Source organism: Chloroflexota bacterium (assembly GCA_016219275.1).
Lineage (GTDB): Bacteria > Chloroflexota > Anaerolineae > UBA4142 > UBA4142 > JACRBM01.
This window is the reverse complement of the sequence record JACRBM010000045.1, coordinates 1-23022: the sequence shown is the minus strand read 5'-3', so window position 1 is coordinate 23022 and position 23022 is coordinate 1. Positions and strand designations below refer to the sequence as shown.

The window sequence follows — 23022 nt, the reverse complement described above, 5'->3', positions numbered from 1 at the left end:
TTTCGCAACACGTTTCGCGTACTGCGTTTTTTATATTTCCACACGATAACTTTCCGCCGGGCGCGGCGCGGACTGCATCACCTCGGGCGAGAGACCATGCCGCAACTGCGCCCATTTCAAACTCGCCCACTCTTTTAGAATCACCGGATACATCAGCGGGTTGAACAGAATGTTAACGGTGAGGAAACATTCGTACGTGCAGTAGCACTTGGTCTTGCTGATCCACTCGCGCGCCTCATCGCCTTTTTGCGAGAACCAAATCTTTTTGAAATCGTAATCGTAATCGCGCACGTTGCCGAGAATTTTTTCTTCGAGCAATTCACACGCGAGCACGTCGCCGTTCGCGTACATCGCGCCGCCGAGCGAACCGGCGTAGCACGGAATCACGAACCGGCGTTCCTTGACCATCTTGGTGATGAGCTTGGGGCGAATGATGCGTTTGGCGTTGATGAAATCGCCGAAGGGCAGCTTGTAATACCCAGACAACTCGCGCGATTTGTTCGCATGTTCGAGGTGATAGTGAAAGTTCATATAGTTGTCAATGTCGAATTGGTTCGCCTTCGGGTCAATCGGCGGTGTGAATTTCGCGGCAGGGTCTTTCGGTCCGCCGCGCAAGAGGAGAGTGAACACGGTATTCACGCCGACGTACGTCCGCAGATAATCGTAAATCTCTTCGAGGCGATCGTGATTGTACGCGCTGACCGCGATTTGGATGCACGCGGAAAAACTGGGGTAGTGTTTTTCGAGGACGCGCAGTTCGCGGTATGTGCGAATCGCGCGGTCGAACAAGCCCTTGAAGCCGCGAAACTTGTCGTGGTCTTCTTCGACGCCGTCAATCGAAATGTCAATGTGCAAATCCATATCAGGACACGCGTCGAGCATTTCGCGCGCGCCGTCCACGACGCGACTCGTGAGCGAGCCGTTCGTCGGAATGCCGACGTTCGGCGCGTGATTGTTCTTGTGGAAAATCTTGACGATCTCCGGCAGGTCTTTGCGCAGGAATGGCTCGCCGCCGGTCGGCGTAAAGAAAATCATATCGTCCATCGAGCGGCTGACTTTTTCGATTTCGTCTATCGTCAATTCGCCGGTGTGACGTTCGTGCGAGCCGAGCAAGCAGTGCCCGCAGCGCGCGTTGCAGTTTTTGGTGATGAAGAGGACAAAGTAGAGTGGCGACGCGCCTTTTTTGTACAAGATGCGCGGCGCGAATTTCACATAGTTCATCAGGGACATGGTCGGTGCTCCTTCTGGGTCGTGCTTATGGTGGCGAGGATTACTCCTCGGGAATTTTCGATTTATGATTTAGGATTTGCTAGTGGGGCGCGCTTGGTATATACGAATTAGCTCGCGGACAATTGGCAACAACTCGCGAGGAATCTGCATCGTCGTTTGTCCTTTGAATGCCTTTTCGTCTTCGGCGGCAGCGGCATCTTCCGTCTGGGTTTCGTAATGTCGCAGAACTTTGCGAACGCGTTTTTCATCCCAACCTTTTGGAAAGCGATTCGTTTTCATCGTTACCTCCTGCGTCTGCGACGGTGAAATGCCGTCAACGCCTTTCCTTGCAGATCACACGCAAAATGCGACCGGATTCAGTTTGACCTATCGCGACTCGTGATCCTTCTGCGCCTTGACGATCTTCGGTGGGCTTGGATAGAATCTCATCTATCGCGTCTTCGGAAACATTGTGATTGTAGATATGTGGTAATCCGGTTTCTGGATCAATGTAGTAGCGAATGTTTTCGATGGGCAAGGTGCAACTCCCAACTCTATGCTGTTTTCATCGCAAAGACAGTATTGTTTACCCAGAATGTTTCTTCCTCACTCAACTCCGCGAGTGTCTGGGTGTAATCGAGCAGGCGTTCGTAGCCGACGAGATCGAAACACGCGTCGAGCGCGGCTTGCAAATCGAGCGTCACATCTGGGTCGGGTGGCAAGAGCGGCACCGGGACGATGGGCAATCGGTCGCGCAATTGAATCGGATAGACCTGCGTGTTTGGTCGGCGCGTCCAGCGGCTGAGCAAAACATAGAACGCCGCGCGCGGCAGTTCGCCGATCAATTCGAGGCGTTGACCCAGTCGTAGCAAATCAATTTCGAGCAGATGCGTGTCCGTCTCCAAAATCTCGATGCGCTTGGACGCGTACTCGCGAAATCCTCTGCCGCGTTTATTTTCAGGCGACAGGATTTCGATGGCGGTGACCAATCGCCGCTCGGCGACATCGCGAATCTCGACCGCGAGGTACGGGACAGGTTCGGGCAATGGATTTTGTAATTCAACCGAATTGCCGGCGGGCGCATACGCTGCGCGCGTTTGCTTGACGACGTGAACATCCGGGTAGATCGTTCTGGTTATACTCAGAACTGGGTCGCCAAAGGTGAACCGCTTTGCCAACAACGCGACATATTTCGGCTTGAGATGTGGAATCAACTGGGCGCGAATCGCGTTGGCGAGTGTGCCATGAAACTCTTGCCACATCTCGCCTTCGAGAAACGGATCCATGCCAGGAAATGGAGAAGGCATCAGTATTTTCTCCCTCGCACAAACTCTGCGGCAGCGATCATCATTCCTAGCCCAACGACGAACACATCAATCGGTTGAAACAGCGCGGCGAGCAATGCGAACGGTGCGCCGCGTTGTCGCGCGAGATACGAAAACCAAGTTGAAAATAAAAAGTTAAAAGCTAAAAGTAATACGCCGCCCAAAATTGCCAATAACCAATAACCAATTACCAATCCCCCCATCAACGCACCCAGCGCCGCGAACAAGGTTGGCACGGCGAGTTGGTAAAAGACTGGGACGCTTGTGTAAAAGGGTTGTCCGCGTTTCCGCAAGCGCATCAACATGAGCGCGCGCGCGCGGAGATAATCGGTTCGCAAGACCTCGCGCAAGGTGTAACGCTTGTGATGTGCGGCGGTCACGCGCGGATCGAGCACGATGTTGTATCCCGCGCCCCACGCGCGCTGACCAAACTCGGTGTCCTCGGCGATACTCGCGCCGCGATAGTTTTCGTTAAAGCCGCCAAGTTGCGCGAACGTCTCGCGACGCATCGCGGCAATGCTCGTGTAGAACAAGCCGATACGAGCGCGCGGCACGCGCTCGTATGTAAAGCGCATCCACAAATTTTTAAAGTTGCTGGCAAAATCCTTGAACGGAATTCTGCCGTCGAGCAAACCGACGACTGCGGCGATACGCGCGTCCGTGAATTTCTCGACCAGATTGGCGATGACGTCCGGCGCGACCATCACGTCGTCGTCGGTGAAGAAAAGCACATCGCTCGACGCCACTGCCGCGCCGCGATTTTTCGCACGCGCCGCGCCGATGTTTTCGCGCAGTCGTACTATGCGACATTCAAACTGTTCCGCGATGCGAGCCGAATCATCGGACGACGCATCATCCACGACGATGATTTCATCGGGCGGGAGAGACGACGCGCGGAGAGCGGTCAAACACGCCGCAAGTGTGGCAGAGCCGTTGTGCGTGGGAATAACAACGGAAAGGGTTGGGCGATGATTCATAGCGTCAAAGCGTGGCGATTATAGCACAGTGACAACTGGTTCGTCAAAAGAACGCGGTAAAGACATTGCACGCTTCGCGAACGTCTCTACTTGCTCATCATTGCAACGAATTCGTCTCGCGCGGCTTGCATCAACGCGGCGTCGCTCAGCAAATCAATCGCGGTTAGCGCCATGCCTTTTGCCGCGTGAATCAACCCAGCATGTCCCGCCGGTGAAATCGCCGCGTCGCGAAATTCGGTGGTGTGACCTGGGATGCCTTCGGGACCGATCGCGATGTACGCGTGCAGCGCCGGTACGGTTTGACTCACGTTGCCCATATCGGTCGAGCCCATGCGTTCGTTCGGGCGCACGTCTTTAACTTGGATGCCCAGCGCGTTCCAATTTTCGGCAAAGAGGCGCGCCATCACGCTGTTCGGAATCATCTCCGCGTAACCGGGTTTAACCGAGTGTTTGAGCGTTGCGCCGGTCGCGAGACCGGCGGCTTGAGCGCATTCAATCACGCGCGCGAGAATCTCGTGGGAGTATTTTTGCGACGCCGCGCGGACGCTGAATTGCGCGGCGGCATAATCGGGAATGATGTTTGCCGCCGAGCCGCCGCGCGTGATGATGCCGTGCAAGCGCGCTTCCGGTTTCAAATGCAAACGCAACGCGTTGATGTTGTTGAAGGTGAGGATGACGGCTTCGAGTGCGTTGATGCCATCCTCCGGCGCGGCGGCAGCGTGCGCGGCTTTGCCGGAAAATTCGATGTTGAGTCGCACCGAGGCGAGCGAGCCGCGATTGACCATCGTGCGCCCAGAAGGATGCGTCATCATCGCCGCGTCCACGCCGGCAAACCCACCGTTTTCGAGCAGGATAATTTTGCCGCCGCCGCCTTCTTCTGCTGGTGTGCCGATGACGACGAGCGTACCGGGCAGATGATCCATCACGGCGCGCACGCCTATCGCCGCCCCAATCGCGGCAGTGCCAATGATGTTATGTCCGCACGCATGACCGATATCGGGCAGCGCGTCGTACTCGGCGAGCAATGCGACGGTTGCGCCATCGGATTTGCCGCGGCGTTCCGCGCGAAATGCGGTGATCAGCGTACCGACGCCGCGCGTCACATTATAATCAGCGCGTTCGAGCGCGTCGCACAGATACTCGGCGGATTCGACTTCTTGAAATGCAAGTTCGGGGTGCGTGTGAATCGTGATACTGAGTTGTTCAAGTTCCTCGCGCTGCGCGTCAATCGCGGCGATCGCGCGTTGTTTCAAATTGGAAAGAGTTGACATTGGTTCACGCAAGTCGTTGAGAGTGATAAATGGCGGAGACGATGAACAAGCCGATCATGGTGATGACGGTTAGCGAGCCGATGTGGTACGCGCGACGCGGTCGAGTTTCGCCGCGCGTTTCTGCGGCTTGAATTTTTTTGCGGTGTTCGCCGGCGGCGGCTACACCCATCGCCGCGACGGCTGGGACTGCCGCACAAAACATACACATGAGAACCTCCGGTAGATGAGATGCTCGGATTATACCACATTTCGCTATTCAGCCCATCCTTGCAAAAGTTGTCAATCGGTCTGCAAACTTTCGCGGGGTTGAATGACCCTGATGTGCGAATCGTTTTGACAATTTGTCCAAGTACGTATATAATCGCACCCGCTCAAAAACATACGTAGACTATCATTGCCGGCGTAGCTCAATTGGCAGAGCAACGGTTTTGTAAACCGTCGGTTCTCGGTTCAAGTCCGAGCGCCGGCTTGGGTCGGCAAGGCACATCCACAATCGAACATGGGGAGGCGGCGAAGGCGGTGAGTCGCGTCGGTCTGTAAAATCGATGCCGTACGGCTATGAGAGTCCGAATCTCTCCCTCCCCACACATTATTTTGGATTTTCGATTGCTGCTTTTCGATTTTTCAAATCCAAAATCAGCAATCCCAAATCGAAAATTTCGTTCGCCTTCGTAGCTCAGTTGGTAGAGCACGTTCTTGGTAAGAACGGGGTCCTGGGTTCAAGTCCCAGCGAAGGCTCCATTTTGCGGAGAGGGTGAAAGACGAATGGCGAAAAAAGAGAATCGCTTGGTGGTCACGCTCGAATGCACCGAGTGCAAGAATCGCAATTACACGAGCGTAAAAAACAAAAAGAACGACACTGCGCGTATCGAACTGAAAAAGTATTGCCCGCACGACCGCCGGCATACGTTGCATCGCGAAACCAAGTAACGTTTAGATCGGACTGGATTTTTCAGGGCACCGTCTTCCGCTGAGACAGGCGCGTGGCGGTGTCTTGGTTTGTTAGCGTGGGATGTCCTTTCTAGCGTCGGGAGTGGATCGTGTTAAAAGAAATTCGCAAAGACAATCGAATTACGCAATACTTGCGCGAGACGCGCGCCGAACTTCGCAAAGTGGTGTGGCCCACGCGCGAGGAAGCCATCAATCTGACGACGATTGTCGTCATGACGATTGTTGTGATGAGTATCTTTTTTGGCGCGGTGGACTATTTGTTTTCCGCGTTGATGCGCGTATTGCTGGGACGCTAACGCGCGTCGCCGAAAGATGAGTTGAGCTCGTGGATGACCCCGTGTTGAACGACGAAGAACAAAAACCGATGTCAGAATCTACCGAGAGCGCGCCGAGCGATCTCGTGGTGGAGACTGAGACTACGCCCGCGCCGGAATCGAGCGCGCCAGCGACCGAACCGGCGAAAGTGGAAGAGACCAAGCGCGCGTGGTACGTCGTCCATTGCTACTCCGGGTACGAGAACAAGGTCAAGAAGGGATTGGAGCAACGCCTGTTGACCGAACCGGGATTGCACAATCTCATCTTTCGCGTTGTCGTGCCAACCGAAGAAGAACTCGATTTGCGCGAAGGGCAACGCAAGGTCGTGCAACGCCGCGTGTTTCCCGGTTACGTGCTTGTCGAGATGATCGAATATCGCGCCGAAGATCCGGCGGCGAAAGCGGCGTGGTACGCCGTGCGCAACACGCCGGGCGTAACCGGCTTTGTCAGTTCCGGCGACAAGCCCGCGCCGCTGCGCGAAGAAGAAGTGAACAAGATTCTCAAGCGCATGGAAGCCGATCAACCGAAGGTGCGCGTCACGTATCGTCCTGGTCAAGTCGTTCATATCATTGACGGACCGTTCGCCGATTTTCGCGGCACCGTGGACGAAGTGAACATGGAAAAGGGCAAGGTGCGCGTGATGGTCTCGTTCTTCGGACGCGAGACGCCGGTTGAACTCGATCTATTGCAAGTTGAAAAAGTTTAATAGTCTGGTAGTCGCCTAGTCGCGTAGTCAACTAGTCAACCGACGAATTGACCACGCGACTGAGCGACTAGCCGACTAAACTCGGAGGAATAGTGGGTAAGAAAGCCAAAGCAATCGTCAAGCTGCAAGTGCAAGCCGGCAAAGCGACGCCGGCGCCGCCGGTGGGTACGGCGCTCGGTCCGCACGGTATCAACATTATGCAGTTCTGCAAGGAATACAACGCCAAGACGGCGACTATGGCGGGGATGGTCGTTCCGGCAGAAATTACGATTTACCAGGATCGCTCGTTCTCGTTCGTCCTCAAGACGCCGCCCGCGCCAGTGTTGCTGCGCAAAGCGGCGGGCATCGAAAAAGGATCGGGCGTACCAAATCGCAACAAGGTGGGTGCGGTGTCGCGCAAGCAAGTGCGCGAAATCGCGGAAATGAAAATGAAAGACCTGAACGCAGTGGATGTCGAAGGCGCGATGCACATGGTCGAAGGCACTGCGCGCAGTATGGGAATCGAAATAAAAGAGTAAAAGTTGGAGATTAGAAATTGGAAGTTAGAGTCTAGATATCCAACATCAAACTTCCAACGTCCAACTTCCAAAACGTGGGAGCGCGACAACGCGCGCCAAAACCACTGGAGGCAAACATGTCCAAGCGCGGCAAAAAGTATCTCGAAGCGCTCAAGCACGTGGATGTTAACAAGGAGTACTCGACCAAGGAAGCGGTCGTCCTCCTTAAGAAGACGGCGTACACTAAATTTCCTGGGACAGTCGAACTGCACCTGAGATTGGGTGTAGATGTCAAGCAAGCCGATCAAATGGTGCGCGGTGTAACGCTCCTGCCGCACGGCACGGGCAAGCAAATTCGTATCGCGGTGTTTGCAGATGGGGATGCTGAACGCATCGCGAAAGAAGCCGGCGCGGATTTCGCCGGCGGCGATGATTTGATCAAGCAAGTCGAAGGCGGCTTTCTCGGTTTCGATGTGGCGGTCGCGGTACCGCAATTGATGGCGAAGGTCGGTCGTCTCGGCAAAGTGCTTGGCACGCGCGGCTTGATGCCGAACCCGAAAGCTGGGACGGTCGTGGCGGCGGATCAACTGCCGCGTATTCTTAAGGAACTGCGCCAGGGTCGCGTCGAGTTTCGCACCGACAAGACCGGCAACATTCACACCGTCGTCGGCAAGTCGAACTTTACCGAAGAGCAACTGCACGAAAACCTGACTTCGATAATCGAAGCGATCGTACGCGCCAAGCCCGCCGCGGCGAAAGGCGTCTACATCAAAAAGATGGTCGTGACGAATACGATGGGACCGGGCATCCGCCTCAACGTCAACGAAGCGACCAACGTCAAAGCGGTGGAATAACGATTCTGTTGTCGTAACAATCACATATCGCCAATGACCGCAGGTGCGTCGCAAGACGCTTAATGCCAAGCGCCTGCCGAGGCAAAGATAGTCCAGTCATCTAGGTTGACTGATCAACGAGTCTTTGTGTCGGCATGGCACAAAGACTTTTCAATTTCTAGAGATTAGTAATTGGATGTTGGAATTGGAAATCGGAAGTTGGAAGTTGGAATCTGATCTCCAACCTTCAACCTCCAATTTCCAACCTCTAACCTCCAACCTCCAACTTCCAATCCCTAATCTCCAATCGTAAGGAGGTGAATCCACTTGCCCGTAACTCGTGAAATCAAAGAGGAAATGGTCGCCGAACTGACCGCCGAGTTTAAGAAATCGCAGGCACTCATCTTTGCCGATTATCGCGGCGTGCCGACGGCGGAACTCGCCAAGTTGCGCAATCAACTGCGCGGAATGAAGAGCGGTTTGCACGTCACGAAGAACACGTTGGTGGCGCTCGCACTCGAACGTGCGGGACTGCCCGTGCCCCAGGATCTGCTCGAAGGTCCGAACGTGATCGCGTTCTGCTACACCGACATCGCTGGCACGGCGAGAGCGATCAACGATTTCTTGAAGGATCGCGAAGTCAAGGTGCGCGGCGCGATCATGGGTCAAACCGTTATGCGCGGTGCGGAAACCGCGGCGCTGGCGAACTTGCCCACTCGCGAACAAGCACTCGGTCGCTTGCTCGGTACGATCATCGCTCCCGGCACCCAGATTGCTGGGGTGGTCGCGTCTGGCATCCGCCAGGTTTTGTACTTGCTCAAGGCGCGCGCGGAGCAACTCGAAAAGCAAGGCGCGGCGGCGTAATTACTAATTACCAATACCTCGTCAAGTGCGTGTAATTGGTAATCGAAAACGGAAATCAAATAAGGAGAATACAAACATGGCATCTGAAAAATTGCTCAAGATTGCGGAAGACATTCAGGGCTTGACGCTCATCGAAGCTTCCGAACTGGTCAAAGTGCTCGAAGAAAAACTCGGCGTGAGCGCCGCCGCCCCGGTCGCGATGGCAGCGATGGGTGGCGCGCCTGCCGCTGGTGGCGCAGCACCCGCCGCCGCCGCGGAAGAAAAGACCGAATTCGAAATCGTCCTCAAGGAAGCCGGTTCGCAAAAGATTCCGGTGATCAAGGTCGTCCGTGAAATCGTCTCGGGTCTCGGCTTGAAAGAAGCCAAGGACCTCGTCGAGTCCGCGCCGGCGTCCATCAAAAAGGGCGCGACCAAGGAAGAAGCCGCCGAAGCCAAAAAGAAATTGGAAGACGTTGGCGCTTCCGTCGAGATCAAATAATTCGCGCACACGCGCAAACGAAAACGCTCCACGGCAATTTGCCGCGGAGCGTTTTTCTATCCGGCGATTTTCGATTTCACCGCGCGGATTCAAACACGTGGGGAGCGAGGCGGCTGCTCCGCTTGCCGACTGCCGGTAACCGCAGTATAATTCGTGCGCGCAAGGAGTAATGATGCAACAAACGAGAGTGACTGGACGCAAACGCGATGTGATTATCGCGATTGATAAATTCGCGTATTGGTTTGGCGGGCATTGGCTCGCGGTGTTCGTCGTGTTGTACGGCGCGTGGGTGTGGACGCCGTTCCTCGCGCCAATCTTTATGCAATCCGGCGCGATAGGCGCGGCAGATGGCGTCTACACATTCTACAGTTTCTTTTGCCATCAATTGCCGGAGCGATCGATTTTTCTCTTCGGTCCCGAACCGATGTACAGTCTCGACCAGATCAAATCCGTTTGGGCGCTCGACGGTTTCCTGGGTTTGCGTCAGTTCAACGGGAACGCGGCGATGGGCTGGAAAGTTGCGTGGAGCGACCGAATGATTTCATTCTACGGGAGTGTATGGCTTGGCGCGCTTATCTTCGCGCGCATTCGAAAAAGCGCATGGCGATTGTCACTCGTGGCGTGGCTCTTTCTCGGCATCCTGCCGGTGGGCGTGGATGGTGTAACGCACATGATTAACGACGCAGTCGCGGGCACGAGCGGCTTGGGTTTTCGCGACACGAACGCGTGGCTCGCGTTTTTGACCGGCAACCTTTTTCCCGCGTCGTTTTATTATGGTGACGCGTTCGGCTCGTTCAACTCGTGGATGCGTTGGTTGACGGGAATCGCGTTTGGTATCACGACCGTACTCGCGTGGTTTCCGTTCATCGCCGATGGTATGCGCGATGTGGAACAGCAAGCGCGCGAAACGTTGGCGCGGGTGCGAGCGCGCGACCTGGCTTGACCACCTCGCGATACCCGCGCGGGAGGAATGCCTCTATTTTTGCCAGTTGCGCTTCGGGTGTATAATCGCGGCGAGATGAGATCGGATGGCACTACAAGATGCGCTCGCGAATCGTCACACAATTGCGCGAGTGCATGTGCAGTCCATTTTTGGAACTTGCTCGCGGGTTTTGACGTCTTTTGGGTAAACGCTGGTAGCAATCCGGCATTCAGGGGGAAACGATGACGAGACAAATCAAGATAATTGTTGAGAAACATCCCGATGGTTATATCGCATATCCGCTCGGTTTGAAGGGCGTTGTGATTGGCGAAGGGGACACGTACGAGGACGCGCTTGCCGATGTGAAATCGGCGATCCGATTTCACATTGAAACGTTTGGTCAATAAGTCATTGCCGGCGAGCCGGTCGTGCTGGAAGCATTTGTAGCCGAAGCTGGGGTGACGGTGTAACGTCCAAGTTCCCGATTCACGCGCCTCAAGCCAAGGTAATCAAGGCACTCCAATCGTTGGGCTTTCGTACCGTTCGCGAAGGCAGCCACATTGCGATTGTGCGCGAGAATCTTGATGGAACGCGCACGCCGCTGACGATACCGAATCATCGCACACTGAAAAGCTCCACCTTGCGCGCGATACTCACCCAGTCCGGTATATCGAGAGATGATTTCCTGAAAGCATACGAGGACGCGTAACCATAGTGCGCGTAACCGGAATATGCGATTGACGATTTGCGATTTGTGATTCTTGCACCTGACGAATACTTGCTTGTTCTCGGTGAGAACGAATGACGCCCAACGAACTCCGTAAACTCCTTGTACAAGACGAACATCCCAAACTCGATTTCAAGATTGACTGTTCTCCTGCGCGCGATGAGGAATGGAATGAACTCATCAAGGATATTCTCGCGCTGGCAAACGGCAACGTTGGGTTCTCGCATCTGCCCGGTTATCTCGTCATCGGTGCGAGTGACACGAGAAAACTGGATGGCTCGCGTGAGTTGAAAGATGCGAGCCACATCCTGCTCAAGAAAAAAGATTTGCTCGCCAAAATCAACGGTGCGTGTACTCCGCGTTTGCCGAACCTCGAATCTGATTGGGTGACATTGGACGGTGCGAAAATCTTGGTCATTACAATTTCACCCACTCCGCATTTGTACGAGACCAAAACATCGCTCCGGGTTCCCAAGCGACGATTTCAAGAGCAGACAGTTTTTATCCGTTGTGGCGACGAAATTCAACCAGCGACGCAACAAGAACGCGATGCGATTCTCGCCGATAAACGACGTTCGGCAACGGTTTGGGAAAAATCGGTTGAGCCGCGCGAAGAAGATCAATCCTGGGAATTGATTACGGATTCCAATCTTATTTTGCCCAAACTCTACAACGAAGAAAACAACGGCGACCCGTTGGCGTATCACCGCATCCCGTACCAACCCCGCGACCCCGAACGTGATGTTCAACTTGATCTCCGCGCGGCTTTGAGTCAAACCCGATACTTACTCATCACCGGGCGCTCTGGCTTAGGCAAGACGCGTGAAGCCGCAATGCTGGTGCGCGCGTTGATGTTGGAGGGTTATCGCGTCGTTCGCATCAAACGTGGATTGCTTGAAGTGCCGCGCGAATTTCCGCGCGGGTTGCAGGAGAATCATCGGCGGATTTTGATTTTGGTGGATGACCTGAATTTCCTGTTTCGTACTGGCGAGTCGGTGAAGCCGCGGCGAGCGGACGAATTACCTATGCCAACTTTGGCGTCTTATCACGACCGCTTGCTTGAAACGCTAGATGCTTTTGAGGATTGGTGTGGCGAGAGTGAAATTCGAGTCATTGCAACCGCGCGCGATGATACAGAATCATGGCAAGTGCTGAACTACAGCCCAAAAGATCGGTTTTGGAAACGTTTTACGCGATTCGATTTGCCTGTTCCGAAAGATAGCGCGGTTGTTGACCTGCTCAGCGCAGAGTTGGCAAACGGAAATGTGCAAGCGGAGAAAAATGACTTTGACGGAATCGCTCGTGAGAATGATGGCACATTTGCCAATGTTGTTTCAAATCTTCGACGTGTGCGAATGATGGAACAATCGTTGACGCTTTCAAATTACATTGCTACACTGGAAGGCTCGTGGCGCGATGTGTACGAACGCGCGGTTGCGAAGTACCCTGCAGTGTGCTATGTGTACGATGCAATAGAATTGTTACAGTACTTTGGCATCGAGTTGTATCCTTGGATCGTTGAGCCAACTACCTTGTTGTTGTGGCAAGGCAAACGGCAACAGAAGGCAACGCGACAGCGACGGATCAAGCGTGCGTTGAAATACCTTGTACAAGATAAAATCATGACCGAGAGTGACGGTAAACTTGCACCGCGCAATATCAGAAGTAATGCTTTACCGTTCCTTGAAATAATCATTCAGCATGCGCCCGACGATTTCGATGCTCGACTTGTTGCCGCCTCCGTTCACAGAGAGATTGGCAATACGGAGGCAATGCGCAAGTATTGCGACGAAGCGCGTGAACTGATTTTACCCAATGATTTGTACAACCTTGCGCGTTTAGAGTCCATCCTTGGGAATACGGATACTGCATTCGAGTATCTGCTTCGTGCAACTGAGCAAGATGAGTTTGATCCGGCAAAGGCGCAACGCGATCCTGACTTGGCGTGGATTCGCGATGACCCGCGATTCGCGGAAATAGTGGTTGTCCCAACCGAGATGGACGCGGACGATGATGGTCAGGATGACGGATAAAATAGAACATTCCCAAATCGTCAATCGCCAATCGCCAATCAAAAATCGAAAATCCCCTACGGAGTTTGAATGAAACTTTCGCCACGTTTGTTACTCGTTCCAATTCTCGCGGTCGTGCTTCTCGGCATTTGCGCGATTCTCTTCCAATTCACCGAACTCGACGCGCCGGTGACGAGCGCCTTGCGCGGCATGACGCCGTCTAACATCAAAGATGTTTTGCGTCCACTGCGCGCGCCCCAAGTGCTCGCGTTCGGTCCCGCGTTCGACGCGAAAGAGATTTCGCCGACCGCGCCGATCACGATTACCTTTTTGACGCCGATGACTGCGAACGATGCGGCAATCAGCATTTCGCCAAACATTCGCGGTTCGTTCGCGTGGAGCGGCAACGCGGTGACATTCACGCCAGCCGAATCATTGCCCCTCAGCACGACGGTCAGCGTCACCGTGACGCGCGAGGCGCGCAGTTGGCTGCAACGCCGCGCGGAAAAAGAGTTCGCGTGGTCGTTCACTACACTGGCTCCGCCGACGGTCGTCGCAACCGAGCCGCGCCAAGGCGCGCAATTCGCGTACCTCGAAAATCGTTTGGCGATCATTTTCAATCGCGAGATGGATTCGCAATCGGTTGAACAGCGGCTGAAAATCGAGCCGGCGATTTCGAATATGCGGCTCGCGTGGCAAGGCAAGCAACTGATCGTCGGCGGCAATCTGCGCCCCTCGACGACGTATCGGATTTCGATTCCGAGCGGCGCGAAAGATTCTAAAGGATTGGTGACGCAAAACGATTTCGCGTGGTCGTTCACGACGACGCAACAATATCCGTACCTCGCGATCATCAACATCGGTCGCTATGGGTTGACCGCGGCGGATAAACCGACGACGCTCAAAGTGCAATCGGTCAACGTGTCGCGCGTGGATGTCGCGCTCTACAAATTCGATACCGAGACGTACATCAAATCGCTTGCGTTTTCGTACGACGCGTGGCGCGCGTTCAAACCGCAAGGCGATCCGATCAAGACCTGGACGATTTCGCCGCCGACGAAAATTGATCAATACACGACCCAGGATTTGCAACTCGACGCGTTGCCGGCGGGTACGTACTATCTCGTCGCGAAATCGGCGGAAGGCGTGAACGATACCCAGGTTCTCGTCGCGACGAAAACCGCGCTGACGCTCAAGCGCACGACCGATCAAGTGCTCGTCTGGGCGACGAGCGTGAATGATGGCGCACCCATCGAAAAATTGTTACTGACCTTTTACAACTCAAAAGGCGAACGCGTCGGGACTGGCGCGACGGACAAGGATGGTATTTTCAAGGGCGCGATCACGCCGACCAAAACCGATCTGCATGTCGTCGGAATTCGCGAGAATGACGTCGCCGCGGTGAGCGATACCTGGGAACAAGGCATCGAGCCGTGGCGCTTTGATGGCGTGTCGTGGCAATGGAATCCGCTCAAGCGCACGTATCGCGTGTACGTTTACACGGATCGCCCGCTCTATCGTCCGGGTCAAACGGTGTACTTCAAGGGCATCGTCCGCAATGACGACGATGGAGTGTACACGCAACCACCGGCGGGCACCGATGTGCGCGTCAAGGTGAGCGATTGGCAAAACCGTGTGCTGTTCGACAAGATGCTCAAGACGACGGCGTTTGGCTCGCTCGCGGATTCGTTCATCATCAATCCCGAAGCCGGGTTGGGCACATATCAAATCACTGCCTCCCTCGGCGACGAAACGTACTCGAACGAAATCCAGGTCGAAGAATATCGCAAACCCGAGTACGCCGTCAGCGTCAAGACGGATCGCGACGCGTACATCAACGGCGATACGATCACCGCGACGATTCGCGCGAATTACTTTTTCGGCGGCGCGGTGACGGGCGCAAATACGCATTGGACGCTGTACGCGAACGATTATTATTTCTATTGGGCGGGCGGCGACTTGGATTTCGGCAACGCGGCGGAACAACGTTACTATGGTTACGGTCGCGAAGTTTCATCGGGCGATGCAACGCTGAACGCGAATGGCGAATTCGTCATCAAGTTGCCCGCGAACATTTCGCAGGAAGAACGTAGTCAGATATTCACCATCGAAGCTGAAGTGACTGACGAATCGAATCAGCCCCAGTCGGCGATAGCGGCGGTGTTGGTTCATCGCGGCAATTTCTACGTCGGGATGAAACCGACGAACTATCTTGCCGATAAAGGCAAGGAAGCGCGTTTCGATGTGCAGACGCTCGACACGAATGGCAAGCCCGCGAGTCGTGTCGCGCTGAGTTATGCGATCAATTTGATTGATTGGAATTGTCGCCGCACGCGCGACGACAAAGGACGCAACATTTGGAAGTGCGATGAAGTAAAAACGGAAATCCAACGCGGCGATCTCACGACCGACGCGAACGGCAAGTATCAACTCGCGTTCACGCCGCCCAAGGGCGGTTCGTATCGTCTCGACGCGCAAGGCAAGGACGCACGCGGCAATCGCGTGCTGGGCAATACCTGGCTCTGGGTCAGCGACCGCGCGCAGTTCCTGTCGTGGCGTTTCGACAACAACGATCGCATCGAGCTCGTGTTCGACAAAAAAGAGTACGTCATCGGCGACACGGCGAAGGTGTTGATTCAATCGCCGTACCAAAAAGCGACCGCGCTCGTCACGCTCGAACGCGGCAAGATTCTTTCGCACCAACTCGTCGCGCTCGATTCGAATAGCGGGACGGTGCAAATTCCAATTACAAACGACCAATTCCCCAACGTGTACGTAGGCGTCATGCTGATTCCGCGAGGCGGATTTGCGGATGGCATTCCCAGTTTCAAGATGGGGCTGGGAAATATCAAGGTCGTGTCCTCCGCAAAAAACTTGAACGTGAATGTCGCATCGGCGAAGGATCAATACGCACCGCAGGACAAGGCGACGTACACCATCAAGACGACGGACGCGAACGGTAAACCGGTGAGCGCCGAGGTATCGCTCTCGGTTGTGGATAAAGCCGTGCTCGCGCTCGCGCAAAATTTTGGCGCAGACATCGTCGAGGCATTCTACGGCAAACGCGATCTCGCGGTGAAAACGTCGCAATCGCTCACCGTGTTTCTCGCGCGCGTGAATCAGCGCGAGGACTTTGGCGGCGGCGGCGGCGGCGGCGAAGAGCCGCGCAAGAGTTTTCCGGACATTGCGTACTGGAATCCGGCGATTGTCACCGATGCGAACGGCGACGCGAAAGTGCAAGTGCCGTTGCCCGATAACCTGACGACGTGGACGGCGATTGCGAACGGCGTGACCGCGCAGACCCAGGTCGGTAAGAGCACGAGCGACATGATCGTGACCAAACCGTTGATCGTGCGTCCGGTGCTGCCGCGCTTTTTGAACGTCGGCGACAAGGTCACGCTCGGCGCGATTGTCCGCAACTCAACCGAGCAAACGCAAACTGTCGTCGTGTCGTTCAGCGCGACGAATGGTTTGCAGTTGAACACGGCTACGCCGATCACGCGTTCGTTGACGATCAGCGCGGGACAATCGGCGACCGTGAATTGGAACGTGACGGTTCCGCAAGCGAGTGCGTTTGCAAATTCATTCTCACCGGTTTCCGCAATGCCGATCTCGACGACGATCACGTTGAGCGCGGGCGGCGGAGGTGTCAGCGACGCGGTGCAGTTGTCGTTGCCGATTCAACCGTTTGGCGAAAAACGTGTTGTGGCGAACGCGGGACAGATTGACGACGCGCAATCCCAGTTCACGATCAATGTGCCGCGCGACGCAACATTCGCGTCGTTAAAGCTGGGTGTGTCGCCGTCGCTCGCGGCAGGGTTGATTGACTCGCTCGAATATCTCACCGGATATCCGTACGGTTGCGTCGAGCAAACGATGAGTCGGTTCTTGCCGACGGTGCTCGTCAAGCAATCGCTCGACAAATTGAAACTCAAGAATGAGAGAATCGAAAAGGAATTGCCCAAGCAAGTTGAAGATGGATTGACGCGTCTCTATGCGTTTCAACACGGCGATGGCGGTTGGGGCTGGTGGGAGTCGGACGATTCGCTCGAGTACGAGACCGCGTACGTGCTGTACGGTTTGCTGCAAGCGAAAAAAACCGGTTATCAAGTGGACGCCAACGCGATCAAACGCGCGGTCGAATTTTTGAAAACGCCGGTCGTGAACACGACCGATTACGATTTGAAAGTGTACATCGCGTACGTGCTCGCCGAAGCGGGGCAGGGCGACCCCGCGCTTGCGCGCGCAATGCTCGACAAACAGGACAAGATGTCGTTGAACTCGCGCGCGACGCTCGCGCTCACGCTCAAGATGCTTGCCGAAGATACCAAGGCAAAAGAAATTGTGACCGCGCTCGAAAAGCAAGTCGTCGAGACAACGCAGCTTGCGTCATGGAAAGAATCGGACGCGATGCGTTATCGCTGGGATTACTATACGAGCAACGGTCGCACGACCGCGACGATCTTGCGTGCGTTGCTCGCGCTCGATCCGCAATCGCCGCTGATTCCCAAGACGGTGCGGTACTTGATGCTCAATCGCGTTGGTGGCTATTGGCGCTCGACGCAAGAGACCGCGCAGACGATCATCGCGCTGAGCGACTTTCTCGCGCAATCGGGTGAACTCGATGCCGGACTGACGTACGAAGTGTTCGTTGACGGCAATAGCATCGCCAAGCAAACCGTGACGCGCGAAAATATCGCGCAACAAAAAGAGATCGCGCTCAAGGTCACGCCGGGTGACCACACGGTTCGCATCGTCAAGAATGGCGCGGGGCGCGTGTACTATGCCAGCGCGATGCAGTACTATGCATCGGTCGAAACGGTTGGCGCGGCGAAATCGCTCGATGGGTTCAACGTGACGCGCGAGTATCTTGATCCCAAGACGAACAAGCCGGTGTCGTCGTTCAAGGTTGGCGATATGGTGCGTGTCAAGTTGACGGTCGACGCGCCGCGCGAAAGTTGGTACATGATGATCACCGATCCGCTTCCCGCCGGTTTTGAAGCGATCAACTATTCGCTCAACACGAGCGGGATCGAGCCGACCGGCAAATCGAGTTTTTACTGGTCGCGTCCCGATCTGCGCGATGACCGCGCGATATTCTTCACGACGATGTTGTGGAAGGGCAAGCACACGTACGCATACCTGATTCGCGCGACGGCGAGCGGCACGTTCCGCGCGTTGCCCGCCGAAGCCGCGCCGATGTACGAACCAGAGGTGTTCGGCAGAAGCGCGAGTGTGGAGATGACGGTCAAGTAGTGGGGCAGTGAACAGTAAACAGTAAACAGTGAATTGTGAAACGGTAGGGACAATTCACTAATGAGGCGCATGGCGCGCGTGAAAATCAAAGTAGCCGGGAGCAAACCTCCCGGCTACTTTTTTGTTATTCGGCGCATCACTATCCTTCGATAAAGTACGCCTGACATGCCAGGTCGAGCAACTCTTTTGAAAGTGTGGGCGGCACGCCGTGAAAACGCGCAATGTCTACCAACTCGTCGAGAACGTCACGCGGGTGGACGGCGCGCGGTTGTCGTTTGGCTTTGATGTAATGTTCCATCACCAAATGACGCAACCCGTTTTCGGAATAGGGAATCGCGCGCTTGGCGGCTTCGCGTTTGAAAATCTCGCGGTACTCTTCCCAGCTTGGATCGGTGATATGGATTTTGTAGCGAATGCGTCGCAGAAACGCTTCGTCCACCAACTCTTTGGGATTGAGGTTGGTCGCGAAAATAATCAACGCGTCGAAGGGCATGTCAATCTTGTGCCCGGTGACGAGCGTGAGATGATCCACGCGTTTTTCGAGCGGCACAATCCAGCGGTTCAACAGTTCGCGCGGACCGACTTGCTGTCGTCCAAAGTCGTCCACCAAAAACACGCCGCCGTTCGCGCGCATTTGGTACGGCGCTTCGTAACATTTTAAGGTCGGGTCGAGCACCAGGTCAAGGTCTTCGAGCGCCAACTCGCCGCCCACGGCAATGAGCGGACGTTGCGCCATGACCCAGCGTCGGTCGTAGCGTTCGCCTTGGTGAATTCCGCCCGGCGAATTGTCGCCGGCGGTTTTTTCCGGGATGACGTGATGATGCAAAGAATCGAACACGCGAATGATGTGTTCGTTGACGCTGATGGCATACGGCACCCAGATCGCGCCGGGCAACAATCCGCCAATCGCTTCGGCAATCGAGGTTTTGCCATTGCCGGCTGCGCCAAAAAGAAAAATGGATTTGCCGGAATTGACCGCGGGACCCAGCCGATTGACGATGGAGTTGTTGATGACCAGGTGCGATAGCACGCGCTTGAGCGCGTTCACCGTGATGGCTTGGCCGGTGAGCGATTGCGATTTGACCATTTGCGTGTACGCTTCGAGACGGACGGGCGCAGGACCGACGTATTGATTTTGTTCCATCAATTCGCGCGCGCGCGCGCGCCCTTCGTCGGAGATAACGTATTGGTACGACGATTCGCCAAAGCCGGTCGAACCGCGCACTTCAGTCAGGTGTTCGCGGCGCAAATAGTCCAGCACCTTGTCGAGGACGTTGGCAAACGGCAGATGCATGGACTCGGCGATTTCGTGCCCGCGCAAAAAGCCGCGGGTGTACATCGTTTTGAGCGCCAGGTCGGCAAGGAAGGCGAGCGTGAGACCCGTCTCTTCGACCGAGCGAGATTCGGCAGGTAATTTTTGCGCCGAGGACGCGTCCATAAATCCTCCGAAACGAAAACGGGCAGGGATTCCTTGCAGCGGCAATGTTGGTGATGTCAGAATTCTGCCGAGTGGCATTCACGCAATGGGTCAGCGTAGGGAACGCTCGCCGGAGCGTTCCTCTCAACCGCGCGGCATGACGCGCGGTCTAAACCGAAAGCGGTTCCTGGGTCTGGAGCGAGCGCATCAATTGGTCGAATGCTTTTGGGTAGCGCATGGAATCGCTCCACGTGCTCATGTCTTCGATGTGATGCGATTGACGGATGTTCACCGCCCAGGGTTGCTTGGTGGACAAGACGGCATCATCCAGGCGAATTGGATAGAGCACGTTATGTTTGTCTTTGCGCTCCTGATTGAGCGCGGCTTCGATTTCGCCTTCGATCCAGAAACTGTCCAGCGAATTTTCGGACAGGACGATCAATAGTTTCCCGTACACTTTCAGGGCTTCTTCGATGCGAATGCGAAAGCGGTCGTTCGTTTTCAAGTCGTCGGGGGCGAGCCAACAGCGCACGCCGTTTTCTTCGAGCGAGTCGTGGAGTTTCTCGGCGAAGGCGCGATCCTTGATCGAGTAACTGATCGCGCAAAACTCAAAGTCGTTGACGTGGGCGCTGGGTGATTGGGCAAACGCGATAAAACTTTCCGGCACGCCGCAGCCGCGCAAAAAACTCAATGGAATCTTGCCGCCGGAGAGATAGATGGTGTCGAGTCCGATGTGCGATGGTCCGAGGTGCGTCACCGCGTCCAAGCCCTGGGCAGAACCGAGTTCGATGCCGATCAAGACCGTTTGCCACAACAGAGCTTGGCTCAGATTTGCGGCGTGAATATCCGCGCCAACAATTTTGGTGCGCGTCAAATCCGCGCCGCTCAAATTCACGCCACTGAGATTCGCGCCGCTGAGGTCTGCGCCGCTGAGGTTGGCGTCGCACAAAATCGCGCCGGTCAAATTCGCGCCGCGCAAATCTGCGCCGTTCAAATCGGCTTCAGTGAAATCGGCGTGGCTCAAATTCGTGCGGTTCAAGCGCGCTTTGCCAAGATGCGCGCGACTGAGGTTCGTCTCGACGAGGACTGCCAGACTAAGATTCGCGTCGCCGAAATCGGCGCTGGAAAGATCCGCGCCGCTGAGATCCGCGCCATGCAAGTCAACGCCGGCGAAATTGGTCTTGGCGAGATTGGCGCGGCTGAGGTTGACTTCGTCCAAGTCCGCGCCGCTGAGATTCGCGCCGCTGAGGAGCGCGCCGGTGAGGTTTGCGCCGCTCAAGTCGGCGTCGCTGAGCAACACGCCGTTGAGGTACGCTTCAACCAAACTGGCTTTGATCAAGTCCGCGCCGGTGAGGTTGGCGCGCTTGAGGTTTGCGCCGTTGAGATTGGCTTCGCTGAGATTGGCGCGCGTGAGAATCGCGCCTTCCAAATCGGCGCTACCCAGGTCGGCTCTAAAAAAATTGGCGCGACTGAGATCGGATTTGAATAGATTCGCGCCAACGAGTTTCGCGTCTACGAATTTCGTTTCGACGAGCCGGGCTTCGATCAGGATTGCGCGGCGCAAGTTCGCACGACCCAGGTCGGCGTTGCTGAGGTTGACGCCGCTGAGATTCGCTCCGCTGAGATCGCTTTCGGTGAGGTCAGCGCCCGTCAAATTTCCTTTGAACAAACTGGCGCGCGCCAGATTGGCTTTGTGCAGATAAGCGCGGCTGAGTTCTGCTCTAAACAAATCCGGCAGAACATCGAGATTTTTACGCCTCCATTCGTTCCAAACCAGGACGCCCTTGCGAAGCAAGGTCAAATGCTTAACGTCTGCCACAACCGGTCCTTTCCCGTGTGATGCTTGGCGGGCACACAAAGATGATTCCAAGATTAAGGATGGAGCGTAGCTAGTCAAGTGAGCGGTAACTGCGAGGGACAATAATGCGCGGCATCAAGCAGAGTGTCAAGCCATCCTGTTTGTAGTATAAGCACAGTGGCTAGACCTGTCAACCAGGTTTTCATCGTCCCGGTCGTTGGATGACCATGCGTGAAACAGTGTGTTGTCCGCCAAATTCTGATTGGAGATGTTCATTGGTTAACCGTCATTTCACATAACCGATGTGAATATATTTCACCTAACCTCTGTGAGAATCCCACAGATAGGGAATTTCAATGAACCGATCCCGGCGACGATTGCGCCGTGCAAACCGGTGACTGATGTGTTTTTGCATCGCGCGTTCATCGGGATCATCACTGTTGTCCTGCACATTCGATTGAATATCACTGAACAGGGTCTCACACGGATTATCATCGGGACTTGCTTTGGGCAAACTGATCCAATGCAGGTGCAGTTCACGCATCACGCGTCGCGTCTCATGCGATTTACGCGGATGGGCACTGTCCTGGTCTAACACGACCCAGACTTCAGACCCAGGATACCAACGCCGGACGCACCGCATAAAGCGGCACACCTGGACCGAATCTTTTCCATGATAATATCGCCAGCGCACACGACCTTCCTTCACATCATAGAGTGCAAAGAGATAGAAGCGTCCGCGCGTTTTTTGATACTTGCGCAAGACGAGCCGTTGGGAACTCCAGCGCCGACCCCCATACGCTTTCACCGTCACGGGCTTGACATCAAAAAAGACCAGGACGCCGTTGGCAGGCAAGTGCTGAAAAACCCGACGAATACGGGCTAAAATGGCTGGGCGTTGCGGATCGTTGCTGATGAGTTTGCGCGCGACGCGACGAAAGCGAATCTCTTTTTTTTGAGCACGCGGCGTAAATGCTCCAGACTGATTCGTTTGAACACGCGCTGACGTGTGATGAGGAACTCCCGAAAGTTCGTCAACGTCCATCGCGGGTCGGGCAAACCCAGGTCGCGCGGCAAGCATTCGGCCCAGTTCCAGATCGCGTTGAGTTGCTGATCCGAAATCCGACGGGGTGCGCCACCGACCGGCAAGGGACGCACGCATGCCAGTCCCTCACGTTCAAAAGCTTGCAAGTCGGCATAGACCGTATTGGGGTGCACATGCAGGGCTTCCGCCAGTTGCCGACCATTCAAACCGAGACCGTAATACAAAATTGTCTCGGCGCGCCGACGGACCTGGGGCGTTAGATCACCTTCAAGCATGAGTTCGAGTTCGTGGACTTCACGCCGAGTTGGTTTGCGAACAGTTAAAGTGCGCGTCATGAGTGAACCTCCTGAATTGAAATGGTACACTCATTCTAACAGAGGTTATGTGAAAATTACTCATATCGGTTATGTGAAATGACG

At 55.2% G+C, this 23022-nt stretch carries 22 protein-coding genes, 3 tRNA genes and 2 other annotated features; of the genes, 15 read left to right on the top strand and 10 right to left on the bottom strand.

The annotated features are described in order from the left end of the window. Nucleotides 1-30: 30 nt before the first annotated feature. The 6 genes from HY868_11830 to HY868_11805 all read right to left on the bottom strand — a co-directional run bounded on the left by HY868_11830 (nucleotide 31) and on the right by HY868_11805 (nucleotide 4990). Nucleotides 31-1230: a radical SAM protein gene (locus HY868_11830; protein MBI5302817.1), complete on the bottom strand. Its 1200-nt coding sequence runs from the start codon at nucleotides 1228-1230 to the stop codon at nucleotides 31-33. A 69-nt stretch (nucleotides 1231-1299) separates the two neighbouring features. Next, the gene (locus tag HY868_11825; GenBank protein MBI5302816.1) at nucleotides 1300-1509 is read right to left on the bottom strand and encodes a hypothetical protein; all 210 of its coding nucleotides are present in this window, start codon (nucleotides 1507-1509) and stop codon (nucleotides 1300-1302) included. A 254-nt stretch (nucleotides 1510-1763) separates the two neighbouring features. After that, nucleotides 1764-2516 carry a DUF4058 family protein gene (locus tag HY868_11820; protein ID MBI5302815.1) on the bottom strand — a complete coding sequence of 251 codons (753 nt, stop codon included), beginning with the start codon at nucleotides 2514-2516 and terminating at the stop codon, nucleotides 1764-1766. Next, on the bottom strand, nucleotides 2516-3511 hold the full coding sequence (locus HY868_11815) for a glycosyltransferase (protein MBI5302814.1): 996 nt from the start codon (nucleotides 3509-3511) through the stop codon (nucleotides 2516-2518). The genes HY868_11820 and HY868_11815 overlap by 1 nt, the downstream gene beginning before the upstream one ends. Before the next feature lie 86 nt (nucleotides 3512-3597). Next, nucleotides 3598-4782, bottom strand: a complete 1185-nt coding sequence (locus tag HY868_11810; protein ID MBI5302813.1) for a M20 family metallopeptidase — start codon at nucleotides 4780-4782, stop codon at nucleotides 3598-3600. Between the two features lie 4 nt (nucleotides 4783-4786). Continuing rightward, the gene (locus HY868_11805; GenBank protein MBI5302812.1) at nucleotides 4787-4990 is read right to left on the bottom strand and encodes a hypothetical protein; all 204 of its coding nucleotides are present in this window, start codon (nucleotides 4988-4990) and stop codon (nucleotides 4787-4789) included. Between the two features lie 188 nt (nucleotides 4991-5178). On the opposite strand from HY868_11805, the gene HY868_11800 reads away from it, so the two are divergent. From HY868_11800 to HY868_11730, 15 genes are all read left to right on the top strand, one after another. Continuing rightward, nucleotides 5179-5251 (top strand) — tRNA-Thr (locus HY868_11800). Nucleotides 5252-5283: 32 nt separating this feature from the next. Further along, nucleotides 5284-5367: transfer RNA gene (locus HY868_11795), tRNA-Tyr, on the top strand. An 80-nt stretch (nucleotides 5368-5447) separates the two neighbouring features. Beyond that, a tRNA-Thr gene (locus HY868_11790) sits at nucleotides 5448-5523 on the top strand. 24 nt (nucleotides 5524-5547) lie between these two features. Further along, a complete protein-coding gene (gene rpmG / locus HY868_11785; GenBank protein ID MBI5302811.1) occupies nucleotides 5548-5712 on the top strand; it encodes a 50S ribosomal protein L33 in 165 nt (54 codons plus the stop codon). Nucleotides 5713-5834: 122 nt separating this feature from the next. Beyond that, nucleotides 5835-6029 (top strand): preprotein translocase subunit SecE, encoded by a 195-nt coding sequence (gene secE, locus HY868_11780; GenBank protein ID MBI5302810.1) that lies wholly within the window; start codon nucleotides 5835-5837, stop codon nucleotides 6027-6029. A 68-nt stretch (nucleotides 6030-6097) separates the two neighbouring features. Beyond that, nucleotides 6098-6754, top strand: a complete 657-nt coding sequence (gene nusG / locus HY868_11775; protein ID MBI5302809.1) for a transcription termination/antitermination factor NusG — start codon at nucleotides 6098-6100, stop codon at nucleotides 6752-6754. 92 nt (nucleotides 6755-6846) lie between these two features. Continuing rightward, nucleotides 6847-7272: a 50S ribosomal protein L11 gene (gene rplK / locus HY868_11770; GenBank protein ID MBI5302808.1), complete on the top strand. Its 426-nt coding sequence runs from the start codon at nucleotides 6847-6849 to the stop codon at nucleotides 7270-7272. A gap of 116 nt (nucleotides 7273-7388) precedes the next feature. Further along, the gene (locus HY868_11765; GenBank protein MBI5302807.1) at nucleotides 7389-8105 is read left to right on the top strand and encodes a 50S ribosomal protein L1; all 717 of its coding nucleotides are present in this window, start codon (nucleotides 7389-7391) and stop codon (nucleotides 8103-8105) included. 12 nt (nucleotides 8106-8117) lie between these two features. Next, nucleotides 8118-8267, top strand: a sequence feature (ribosomal protein L10 leader region). A gap of 9 nt (nucleotides 8268-8276) precedes the next feature. After that, nucleotides 8277-8370 (bottom strand) — a sequence feature (possible 16S ribosomal RNA but 16S or 23S rRNA prediction is too short). Between the two features lie 41 nt (nucleotides 8371-8411). Further along, nucleotides 8412-8948: a 50S ribosomal protein L10 gene (locus HY868_11760; GenBank protein MBI5302806.1), complete on the top strand. Its 537-nt coding sequence runs from the start codon at nucleotides 8412-8414 to the stop codon at nucleotides 8946-8948. A gap of 76 nt (nucleotides 8949-9024) precedes the next feature. Continuing rightward, a complete protein-coding gene (gene rplL / locus HY868_11755; GenBank protein ID MBI5302805.1) occupies nucleotides 9025-9426 on the top strand; it encodes a 50S ribosomal protein L7/L12 in 402 nt (133 codons plus the stop codon). A gap of 172 nt (nucleotides 9427-9598) precedes the next feature. Continuing rightward, nucleotides 9599-10369, top strand: coding sequence for a DUF2085 domain-containing protein (locus HY868_11750; GenBank protein ID MBI5302804.1), 771 nt, complete (start codon nucleotides 9599-9601; stop codon nucleotides 10367-10369). Nucleotides 10370-10590: 221 nt separating this feature from the next. After that, nucleotides 10591-10755 carry a type II toxin-antitoxin system HicB family antitoxin gene (locus HY868_11745; protein ID MBI5302803.1) on the top strand — a complete coding sequence of 55 codons (165 nt, stop codon included), beginning with the start codon at nucleotides 10591-10593 and terminating at the stop codon, nucleotides 10753-10755. Between the two features lie 32 nt (nucleotides 10756-10787). Next, entirely contained in the window at nucleotides 10788-11057 is a 270-nt protein-coding gene (locus tag HY868_11740; protein ID MBI5302802.1) for a type II toxin-antitoxin system HicA family toxin, read from the top strand. A 92-nt stretch (nucleotides 11058-11149) separates the two neighbouring features. Continuing rightward, nucleotides 11150-13108, top strand: a complete 1959-nt coding sequence (locus HY868_11735) for a putative DNA binding domain-containing protein (protein MBI5302801.1) — start codon at nucleotides 11150-11152, stop codon at nucleotides 13106-13108. A 69-nt stretch (nucleotides 13109-13177) separates the two neighbouring features. Continuing rightward, nucleotides 13178-18343 (top strand): Ig-like domain-containing protein, encoded by a 5166-nt coding sequence (locus tag HY868_11730; GenBank protein MBI5302800.1) that lies wholly within the window; start codon nucleotides 13178-13180, stop codon nucleotides 18341-18343. Nucleotides 18344-18482: 139 nt separating this feature from the next. Here the strand turns inward: HY868_11730 and HY868_11725 are convergent, their stop codons facing one another. From HY868_11725 to HY868_11710, 4 genes are all read right to left on the bottom strand, one after another. Then, on the bottom strand, nucleotides 18483-19781 hold the full coding sequence (locus HY868_11725) for an ATP-binding protein (GenBank protein ID MBI5302799.1): 1299 nt from the start codon (nucleotides 19779-19781) through the stop codon (nucleotides 18483-18485). Between the two features lie 148 nt (nucleotides 19782-19929). Next, nucleotides 19930-21579, bottom strand: a complete 1650-nt coding sequence (locus HY868_11720; GenBank protein MBI5302798.1) for a pentapeptide repeat-containing protein — start codon at nucleotides 21577-21579, stop codon at nucleotides 19930-19932. Nucleotides 21580-21877: 298 nt separating this feature from the next. After that, nucleotides 21878-22414: a transposase gene (locus HY868_11715; GenBank protein MBI5302797.1), complete on the bottom strand. Its 537-nt coding sequence runs from the start codon at nucleotides 22412-22414 to the stop codon at nucleotides 21878-21880. 26 nt (nucleotides 22415-22440) lie between these two features. Further along, nucleotides 22441-22938, bottom strand: a complete 498-nt coding sequence (locus HY868_11710; GenBank protein MBI5302796.1) for a helix-turn-helix domain-containing protein — start codon at nucleotides 22936-22938, stop codon at nucleotides 22441-22443. Nucleotides 22939-23022 lie beyond the last annotated feature (84 nt).

What these genes read in the sequence shown, in the direction of transcription:
- rpmG (MBI5302811.1), top strand. Translation starts at nt 5,548, where the DNA reads ATGGCGAAAAAAGAGAATCGCTTGGTGGTCACGCTCGAATGCACCGAG.
- HY868_11730 (MBI5302800.1), top strand. Translation starts at nt 13,178, where the DNA reads ATGAAACTTTCGCCACGTTTGTTACTCGTTCCAATTCTCGCGGTCGTG.
- HY868_11830 (MBI5302817.1), bottom strand. Translation starts at nt 1,230, where the DNA reads ATGTCCCTGATGAACTATGTGAAATTCGCGCCGCGCATCTTGTACAAA.
- HY868_11710 (MBI5302796.1), bottom strand. Translation starts at nt 22,938, where the DNA reads ATGACGCGCACTTTAACTGTTCGCAAACCAACTCGGCGTGAAGTCCAC.
- HY868_11725 (MBI5302799.1), bottom strand. Translation starts at nt 19,781, where the DNA reads ATGGACGCGTCCTCGGCGCAAAAATTACCTGCCGAATCTCGCTCGGTC.
- HY868_11815 (MBI5302814.1), bottom strand. Translation starts at nt 3,511, where the DNA reads ATGAATCATCGCCCAACCCTTTCCGTTGTTATTCCCACGCACAACGGC.
- HY868_11745 (MBI5302803.1), top strand. Translation starts at nt 10,591, where the DNA reads ATGACGAGACAAATCAAGATAATTGTTGAGAAACATCCCGATGGTTAT.
- HY868_11825 (MBI5302816.1), bottom strand. Translation starts at nt 1,509, where the DNA reads ATGAAAACGAATCGCTTTCCAAAAGGTTGGGATGAAAAACGCGTTCGC.
- HY868_11735 (MBI5302801.1), top strand. Translation starts at nt 11,150, where the DNA reads ATGACGCCCAACGAACTCCGTAAACTCCTTGTACAAGACGAACATCCC.
- HY868_11750 (MBI5302804.1), top strand. Translation starts at nt 9,599, where the DNA reads ATGCAACAAACGAGAGTGACTGGACGCAAACGCGATGTGATTATCGCG.
- rplL (MBI5302805.1), top strand. Translation starts at nt 9,025, where the DNA reads ATGGCATCTGAAAAATTGCTCAAGATTGCGGAAGACATTCAGGGCTTG.
- HY868_11805 (MBI5302812.1), bottom strand. Translation starts at nt 4,990, where the DNA reads ATGTGTATGTTTTGTGCGGCAGTCCCAGCCGTCGCGGCGATGGGTGTA.
- HY868_11765 (MBI5302807.1), top strand. Translation starts at nt 7,389, where the DNA reads ATGTCCAAGCGCGGCAAAAAGTATCTCGAAGCGCTCAAGCACGTGGAT.
- HY868_11810 (MBI5302813.1), bottom strand. Translation starts at nt 4,782, where the DNA reads ATGTCAACTCTTTCCAATTTGAAACAACGCGCGATCGCCGCGATTGAC.
- nusG (MBI5302809.1), top strand. Translation starts at nt 6,098, where the DNA reads ATGTCAGAATCTACCGAGAGCGCGCCGAGCGATCTCGTGGTGGAGACT.
- HY868_11820 (MBI5302815.1), bottom strand. Translation starts at nt 2,516, where the DNA reads ATGCCTTCTCCATTTCCTGGCATGGATCCGTTTCTCGAAGGCGAGATG.